This window comes from Leptolyngbya sp. PCC 6406 (genome assembly GCF_000332095.2).
Lineage (GTDB): Bacteria > Cyanobacteriota > Cyanobacteriia > Phormidesmidales > Phormidesmidaceae > PCC-6406.
On record NZ_KI913949.1, the window covers coordinates 5346270 to 5354506 of the forward strand.

Consider the following 8237-nt stretch of genomic DNA (forward strand, 5'->3'; position numbering starts at 1 on the left):
GGAGAAAGGTCTCCTTCAGCTTGCCCAGTTGTCCCAGACAAACCACTATTTTTTATCAGAATGCCTGTCAGACCGGATCATCCCCTGTATTCTCAGGCACAATGGGCACCAAGTGTAAGGCGATCGCGGTGTTTAAGCTGGGCTTAAAACCCGATGACCAGCCTGATTTAGGCACCTGATTTAGGCAATAGTGTGACACAACCACCGAGGCTCCGGTGGGGAGGGAGGCAAAAGCTATGGGCGACCATCGTCAGCATCACCGTAAACACCACTGTAGACATCATTGTCAACGTCATGATCCACAGGGCAACCAACTGACCCCGTTCCCTAGGGGATATGGCAGGCGTAACGGTGGGCTGGTCGCAATTCTCTTCGGACTGATCGCCAGCGGGGGGCTGGTCTTACCAGGGCGGGCCGCTGCTGTCATGGACCAGCATGAACGCCTGCTGCGGGCGGTGTGTTTAAACGATTGGGACGGCGCGATCGCACTTACGGCACCGTTGATTGCTGCCGACAAAGTGACCCCCACCTACCGTCAGGCCATGGTAGGTTTGCGGACCCAGCTAGAGGTCTTTCGGGTAGAAGGGACGGTAGTACCCGACATCCAGAACTGTGAGACGGTGTTGCGGCGCTATGTCCTTGCCAGTCAAGCCCCAGGGGAACCTCTGGACTGGGAAGAGGCGCTGACCTCTCTTTTTTATAGTGGTCTGGGACCGCCCCCACCCCCCATTACCGATGCCTACCGCCAGAACCGGGCTCGGGCCGCAGCGGATCTCGATCGCTATGAAATCTACGAGATTCCGGCCTTGATCCCCGCCCTCACCATTAGTATGCAAACTGGGTCAGGGGTGTCGGGGGGGACCGTGACCAGCGGCCACGAGGTCTACACCTTTTTTGCTGGGTTGGGAGATCGGGTAGACATAACTGTAGACGTGACCCGAATTTTGCCCTCCCTCTATGGGAATGACGACACCCAACTCTTTCTCTTTGACGCCGAGGGCAAGTTGCTGGCGGAAAATGATGACTTTGAAGGGCTCCAGTCCCGGCTAGCAGGCATTCTCTTGCCCCGCACCGGACGCTACTACATCGCCGTCACCACCTTTAACAACACCCCCATCCTGGACGACTGGGGCTACATTATCGGCTGGAGCGGGGCGGGGGGCAGCGCGGTGGAATACACCCTCACCCTCAGCGGTGCTACCCCCACCCAGGCGCTAATTCTGACCAATTACTTGGATTACTTGGATTAACCCTGGGTCCAGGCGGGGTGCACTAGCAGCGCCTCCATGGCCCGCACCCCCCGCAGTTGGTTCGATAGGGGCAGATGGCCCACTGGAGCATTCAGATCCCAGATAAACCCACCGGGATAACGGGTCCAGAGGTTGTCCTGCTTCCAGCCAATCTGGGGCCAAAGCCGTTCCCAGTTTTTTCCTAGTCCCAGCCATAGCTCCCGCTGGCGCGAAAAGCCAAACCTGCCCTCGGAATAAATCCGCCAGAGCTGATCTAAGGTCTGCAAATCCACCACCGGAAAGGCGGCAACTTCGGTGAAATAAAACCAGTTGCGTTTCATGGCTGTTGGTCCCGCCAGCTCACACATCACCGCTAGGGTGAGGCGATCTGCCGTTTCAAAATCCTCTGCTCCCAATGCCCGCTGCACGTCGCTGTAGTCCACCTGACAGGAGGCCGGCAGTGGGTAAACCCCCTGGGGGAAATGATCCTGCAAGAAACTCTGGACCCGATCCTCAGAGCGCGATCGCAGTTTCTGATAAATCCGTCCCGTCGTGATCGTAGGGGTCGCTTGCTGGGCCACCAGAAAGTCCATCAGCACCACCAAACCGGGCTCTCCCAACGCTAGGAGGGGGGCGATCAAAGGTAACTGCTTGGCCACCGCCGCCGCCTGCAATTGGCTACGCAGATCATCAGCGTTAGAAGACGGAAGCGTGGCGGGGTTGTCGGCGATAAAGCTACTCATAGGGAGGTTTAACAATTCTGCCCTAGGGTCTAAAGACCCATTCGGTGTTCAAAGCCACTGACGATAGTGGTTAGAGATGTAGAGTAGTCATCGTACCTTGGATACTAGACAGGATCTACAGTAGCGCTATGTACCAACAGATTACGCCCCCCACCGTGGGCGATCGCATCACCTTCAAAGACGGCGAGCCGATCGTCCCCGACCAGCCCATCATTCCCTACATTCGGGGCGATGGAACGGGGGTAGACATCTGGCCAGCGGCCCAAAAAGTCTTTGATGCCGCCGTGGCCAAAGCCTACGGTGACCAGCGCCGCATCGTCTGGTTCAAGGTCTACGCTGGGGATGAAGCCTGCGAACAGTACGGCCAATACCAATACCTGCCCGAAGATACCCTCCAAGCCATTCGGGACTTTGGCATCGCCATCAAAGGCCCCCTCACCACCCCCATCGGCGGCGGTATTCGTTCCCTCAACGTAGCCCTACGCCAGATCAACGACCTCTACACCTGTGTGCGCCCCTGCAAGTACTACGCAGGCACCCCTTCCCCCCATAAGACCCCTGAGAAACTAGACCTGATCGTCTATCGGGAAAACACCGAAGACATTTACCTCGGCATTGAATGGAAAGCGGGCAGCGAAGGGGCCGAGCGCCTGATCAAGATTCTGAATGAAGACCTGATCCCCGCCACCCCAGAGCATGGCCAGAAGCAAATTCGCCTCGACTCCGGCATTGGCATCAAGCCAATTAGTAAAACCGGTTCCCAGCGGTTAGTGCGACGGGCGATTCAACATGCCCTGCGACTGCCCAAAGACAAGCAGCAGGTGACCCTGGTGCACAAGGGCAACATCATGAAGTACACCGAGGGAGCCTTCCGGGATTGGGGCTACGAACTAGCCACCACCGAGTTTCGCCCCGTGTGCGTCACCGAGCTGGAGTCTTGGGTACTAGGCAACAAAGAAGCCCAGCCCGATCTCTCCGTTGAAGACAACGCCCGTCAGGTGGAACCGGGCTACGACGCCCTAACCCCGGAGAAAAAAGCCGAGATTTGCACGGAGGTCCAGGGCATCCTTGATGCCATTTGGGCCACCCACGGCAATGGCCAATGGAAAGACAAGGTGATGGTGAACGATCGTATCGCCGACAGCATCTTCCAGCAGATTCAAACCCGCCCCGACGAATATTCCATTCTGGCCACCATGAACCTGAATGGAGATTACCTATCCGATGCCGCCGCCGCTATCGTTGGTGGGCTAGGCATGGGGCCAGGGGCCAACATTGGCGACACCTGCGCCATCTTTGAAGCCACCCACGGCACCGCCCCCAAACATGCGGGCCTCGACCGCATCAACCCCGGTTCTGTCATCCTCTCCGGCGTCATGATGTTGGAGTTCATGGGCTGGCAAGAGGCTGCGGATTTGATCAAGCAGGGCATCGGAGCCGCGATTTCTAACCGGGAGGTCACCTACGACCTTGCCCGCCTCATGACGCCGCCAGTGACCGCTCCCCTAAAGTGCTCTGCCTTTGCCGACGCAATTATCCAGCACTTCAACGATTAGGGGCCACCATCAACCTGGGCTCCTAGTCCTGTGCGGCGTAAATACTCTGACCGTTTTATTGTGGTACACCTCGGCCCCTCTCCCTAGCCCTCTCCCAGGGGGCGAGGGGACCGGAAAAGGTTGGGCTGGTGCGGCAATAGTGGGCTGATTTACGTCCTGCGGTACTAGTCCTGTGCGGCGTAAATACTCTGACCGTTTTATTGTGGTACACCTCGGCCCCTCTCCCTAGCCCTCTCCCAGGGGGCGAGGGGACCGGAAAAGGTTGGGCTGGTGCGACGATAGTGGACTGATTTACGTCCTGCGGTACTAGTCCTGTGCGGCGTAAATACCCTGGCCGTTCCATCGTGGCACACTCGGCCCTCACCGTAGCCCTCTCCCAGGGGGCTACGGTGTACACATAAGTCACTGTTGGATGTGCATCCCGGCCTGACCCCCTCTAACTCCCCCTTGTAAAGGGGGAGGACTAGAGTTTCCCCCCTTTACAAGGGGGGATTAAGGGGGAATTAAGGGGCATCAGCACCCTTTGGAAATATGTGTGTACAGTAGCCTCCATTGGAGGGGTGCCCCCACGGGGCGGGGTGCTTCCCTAAAGTCCAGGGTCTACAGGGTATAGGGTGACCTATGATGAGGGCAGATTTTCAGGCTAGGCCCACCCCGTACCCTTCGCTATGACTGGCTCTAACCCCTCCGATCGCTTCATGCAAGCCTATCGAAACCTGGCCCTGTTTCCCCTTTTAGAGGCCCAGGAAATCGAGAACTTTCGAGTGAAGTATGGTCAGCGCACCCTAGCTCGACTGAAGCAGGAGATCCTGGCCTCCCAAGCGAATGGCAAGGTTATCTTTACCGGGCATCGGGGCTGTGGCAAGTCCACGCTGTTGAATGAATTTGCGGGCCAAATGCGCCAACGGCAGCATTTTGTCGTCTTTTTCTCCATTGCAGACATGGTGGAAATGTCTGATGTCAACCATGTCAATATTCTTTATTCCGTGGCCTTGATGCTATTGAGCAAGGCGACCAAACTTCAGGTGCCCATTCCTGAGACCACCAAAAACAATCTCCTCAACTGGTTCACGGAAACCAAGAGCAAAACCTACACCGATCAGCTCAAGCAGGAGATGTCCGTGGGGGTCAATGTTCTGGAATTCCTGCAAGGGAAATTGCAGAAGGAGGACACATTTCGGGAAGAGATCAAGGTCACCTACGAGCGGCGAGTGTCGGAACTATCCAACACGATTGATCGCATTGCCGCCGCCATCCAAGCGGCGACCCAAAAAGAGGTCTTGGTGATCATCGACGATTTAGACAAGCTGGACTTGTCTGTCGTAGAAGCCATCTATCGGGATAATATTAACGCTCTGTTCTCGCCGAATATTCGGATTGTGTTTACCATCCCCATTTCGGTGGTGCGAGAGCCGAGATTATTGGCGACGCTCCAGTCCTGTTGTCAGATTATTCTCCTGTCTGTGACTAAGTTTTTCCCCCAGGATCAGGCCCATCGGCTGGCGGGGGAAGCCCTGGAGGAGAATGTGGACATTTTGCTGGGGGTGCTGAAAAAGCGCATTGATCCAGACCTGGTTGAACCGGACGTTTTGCGGCAACTGGTGTTGTTGAGTGGAGGGGTGTTGCGGGAACTCATTCGCCTCGCCCAGGAATGCTGCCGCGAGTGCATGTTGGAGCTGGATCTGAACCCAGAGAATGCTGACGTGGTGATTAATGCTGAGGTTTTGGCGGCGGCGGTGAAGACCTTGCGGAATCAATTTGCCCGCAGTTTGGGCAGTCAACTCTATGAACTATTGGGGCAAATCTATGCCCAATTTACCCCGCCCGATGCCCGCAGCCCCCAGTTTCTAGAGCTGCTCCATGGGCTATATGTGTTGGAGTATGAAAATGATGATTTGTGGTACGACTTGCATCCCTTGGTCACCGATTTACTGCGGCGAAAACAGTTGATCGGGGCTCCTGAGTAGGGGGAAAGGCAGAAGGATGAAGGCAGAAGGCAGAAGGATGAAGGATGAAGGCAGAAGGCAGAAGGATGAAAGGGAATTTCTGATCTTACGAGGGCATCTACTCGATTAAATAGGCTTGCTATTCTGCCGCACCAGTCCAACATTTTCTGGTCCCTTCTCCCTCTGGGCTACCGTGTATACACATCTCTCTGAGCAGTCACATTCTGGCGAATCCCCCGCTATCGCCGCCCCCTTAAAAAGGGGGCGGCGATAGCGGGGGATGGGACTGCCCCCCTTGAAAAGGGGGGTTGGGGGGATCAAACCCTAAACAAGACTCAACCGAAGACTTATGTATACACAGTAGCCCTCTCCCAGAGGGCTAGGGCTTCGGCGTGAGACTTCGGCGTGAGCTCAGTCGAACGCTCAGTCGAACGCTCAGTCGAACGCTCAGCCGAACGGTGAGGGGCCGAGGTGTGCCACGATGAAACGGTCAGTGAGTCTGCGTAGGCTGGGTGAAATGAAGGGTCACCCAACAGCAGTGGGCCATGTTGGGTTCCGCTAGCGCTGCACCCAACCTACAAAATTAGGTTTGACAGACCACTAGGGATCTGCGAATTAATGGTGTACCAGGTGGCCAGGTTTTCTCCCTCCGGGAGCAAGCTCGATTAGCGGGTAGGTTGTTTTCCTGTGAGTCCTTTAAGTCTTGCGAGCTGTGATGATTGGATCTGCCCTTAGCCCCCACAACCAGCGGGAACTTGGCAAGCTCATGGTGTCCCTGGGGGCGAATGACCAGCGCCTCGATTTGTTTCTGGCTATTTGTGACCACCCGGAGCTGCGGGAGACGCTGATCCAACGGTATGAGACGGCGCTGCACCCCCAGGGCATCGCCACCTATCGGGCACGACTCAACCCCAAAGCCCCCAGCCTGAAGGCGACGCTGGCGGAGTTGGTGCGCTACAACCCCGGTTTGCAAGGGCCCGGTTTGCAAGGGGGCGAACGGGCGGTGGTGACGGTGCTGGGGGGCTCGGAGCTATTTGGGGTGCGGCTGGCGGCGGAGAAGTCAGAGCAGGAACAGTTCTTTTTCTCGCTGCAATGGACGCGGGAAGCCCTGCGGGAGTTTCGATTTCCGGTGGTGGTGTGGCTATCAAACACCGTCGCCACCGGGGTATCGCGACAGGCAGCGGACTTCTGGAGCTGGCGCAGTGGAGTATTTGAGTTTGAAGCCCAGCCCTCCCCCCTGGCGTTGCAACCCTCGCAATTTTCCGCCCAGCCGAGCCCCTCGGGCGCTGCCCCTGAGACCCCGGATGCCTCACCCGCCGCCATTGCCGACTTAGCGCAGCAAATCACTGCCCTCCGCCAGCAAAACCCTCAGTCTCCCCTGTTGATCACCCTCTACAGCGACCTGGGGGATGGCTATGGCCAGCAATCGGATCCTGAGTCGGCCTTGCACGCCTATGAACAAGCCCTAGGGCACGGGGGCATCAGCCCATCTCAAACCGCTGAAGTCTCCCTGAAACTGGGCAAAACCCTGCAAACGTGTCGCCGCTATGACCAAGCCCAACATTTTTTTGAGCAGGCGTTGGCAATTTTCCAAGCCATTGATGATCGCCCTGGCGAAGCTAGTGCCTATTTTCACTTAGGTCGTGTTGCCTTTGACCAAAGAAACTTTTTGGTAGCCAGAGCGCATTTTCAAAATGCCCTGGATATCTACATCGAACTCCAGGACTATCCTAACCAAGCGGTAAACCACCACATGTTAGGCATGGTGGCGCAGCAACTGCGGGAGTTTGAGCAGGCGCGATCGCACTATCAGCAGGCCCTCGATATCAAAATCGAATTCAACAACCGCTACAGCCAAGCAGTCACCTACCACCAGTTGGGCAGGGTGGCGCAGGAACTGCGGGAGTATGAGCAGGCGCGATCGCACTATCAGCAGGCTCTCGGTATCTTCATCGAGTTCAACGACCGCTACACTCAGGCAACCGTCTACCACCAGTTGGGCAGGGTGGCGCAGGAACTACGGGAGTATGAGCAGGCGCGATTGCACTATCAGCAGGCTCTCGATATCAAAATCGAGTTCAATGACCGCTACAACCAAGCCATGACCTACCACCAGTTGGGCATGGTGGCGCAGGAACTGCGGGAGTATGAGCAGGCGCGATCTCACTATCAGCAGGCCCTCGATATCAAAATCGAGTTCAATGACCGCTACAACCAAGCCATGACCTACCACCAGTTGGGCAATGTGGCTGTAGAACTGCGGGAGTATGAGCAGGCGCGATCGCACTATCAGCAGGCCCTCGATATCTACATCGAGTTCGGCGATCGCTACGAGCAAGCGGACACCTACCACCAGTTGGGCACGGTGGCCTTAAAACTGCGGGAGTATGAGCAAGCGCGATCGCACTATCAGCAGGCTCTCGATATCAAAATCGAGTTCAATGATCGCTACAGCCAAGCCGGCACTTACCACCAGTTGGGCAGGGTGGCGGAGGAACTGCGGGAGTTTGAGCAGGCGCAGGCTCACTACAAGCAGTCGTTAGAAACGTATGTTGAGTACGGCGATGACCATAACAAAGGCATTGTCTTTCGTAGCTTTGCCCGCCTGTACCAAACCACCCAAGACGATCGCCTCCTCGTCACCGTCGCCCAGTGCCTCCACATCACCCCCGCCGAGGTGCAAGAGCGCTTCGCCGCTGCCAGCACCTAGTACTCTGCGGCGTAAATACCCTGGCCGTTCCATCGTGGCACACTCGGCCCCTC

5 protein-coding genes are annotated in these 8237 nt (G+C 56.7%); 4 read left to right on the forward strand and 1 reads right to left on the reverse strand.

Annotation, left to right across the window (positions count from 1 at the left end):
• Nucleotides 1-236: 236 nt before the first annotated feature.
• A complete protein-coding gene (locus LEP6406_RS0223895) occupies nucleotides 237-1250 on the forward strand; it encodes a hypothetical protein (protein WP_008309656.1) in 1014 nt (337 codons plus the stop codon).
• On the opposite strand, the gene LEP6406_RS0223900 is transcribed toward LEP6406_RS0223895, so the two are convergent.
• The gene (locus LEP6406_RS0223900; RefSeq protein ID WP_008309653.1) at nucleotides 1247-1972 is read right to left on the reverse strand and encodes a GUN4 domain-containing protein; all 726 of its coding nucleotides are present in this window, start codon (nucleotides 1970-1972) and stop codon (nucleotides 1247-1249) included. The genes LEP6406_RS0223895 and LEP6406_RS0223900 overlap by 4 nt on opposite strands.
• Before the next feature lie 128 nt (nucleotides 1973-2100).
• Here LEP6406_RS0223900 and LEP6406_RS0223905 point away from each other — a divergent pair, with 128 nt between their 5' ends.
• The 3 genes from LEP6406_RS0223905 to LEP6406_RS29525 all read left to right on the forward strand — a co-directional run bounded on the left by LEP6406_RS0223905 (nucleotide 2101) and on the right by LEP6406_RS29525 (nucleotide 8184).
• Complete coding sequence (locus LEP6406_RS0223905) at nucleotides 2101-3528, forward strand: NADP-dependent isocitrate dehydrogenase (protein ID WP_008309651.1); 1428 nt, start codon at nucleotides 2101-2103, stop codon at nucleotides 3526-3528.
• A 668-nt stretch (nucleotides 3529-4196) separates the two neighbouring features.
• Nucleotides 4197-5495, forward strand: a complete 1299-nt coding sequence (locus LEP6406_RS0223910) for an ATP-binding protein (protein ID WP_008316023.1) — start codon at nucleotides 4197-4199, stop codon at nucleotides 5493-5495.
• A 694-nt stretch (nucleotides 5496-6189) separates the two neighbouring features.
• A complete protein-coding gene (locus tag LEP6406_RS29525) occupies nucleotides 6190-8184 on the forward strand; it encodes a tetratricopeptide repeat protein (protein ID WP_051463843.1) in 1995 nt (664 codons plus the stop codon).
• Nucleotides 8185-8237: the final 53 nt, after the last annotated feature.

Bases quoted from the DNA above. Each gene is read 5' to 3' on its own strand.
- LEP6406_RS0223895 (WP_008309656.1), top strand. From the start codon at position 237: ATGGGCGACCATCGTCAGCATCACCGTAAACACCACTGTAGACATCAT.
- LEP6406_RS0223900 (WP_008309653.1), bottom strand. From the start codon at position 1,972: ATGAGTAGCTTTATCGCCGACAACCCCGCCACGCTTCCGTCTTCTAAC.
- LEP6406_RS0223905 (WP_008309651.1), top strand. From the start codon at position 2,101: ATGTACCAACAGATTACGCCCCCCACCGTGGGCGATCGCATCACCTTC.
- LEP6406_RS0223910 (WP_008316023.1), top strand. From the start codon at position 4,197: ATGACTGGCTCTAACCCCTCCGATCGCTTCATGCAAGCCTATCGAAAC.
- LEP6406_RS29525 (WP_051463843.1), top strand. From the start codon at position 6,190: ATGATTGGATCTGCCCTTAGCCCCCACAACCAGCGGGAACTTGGCAAG.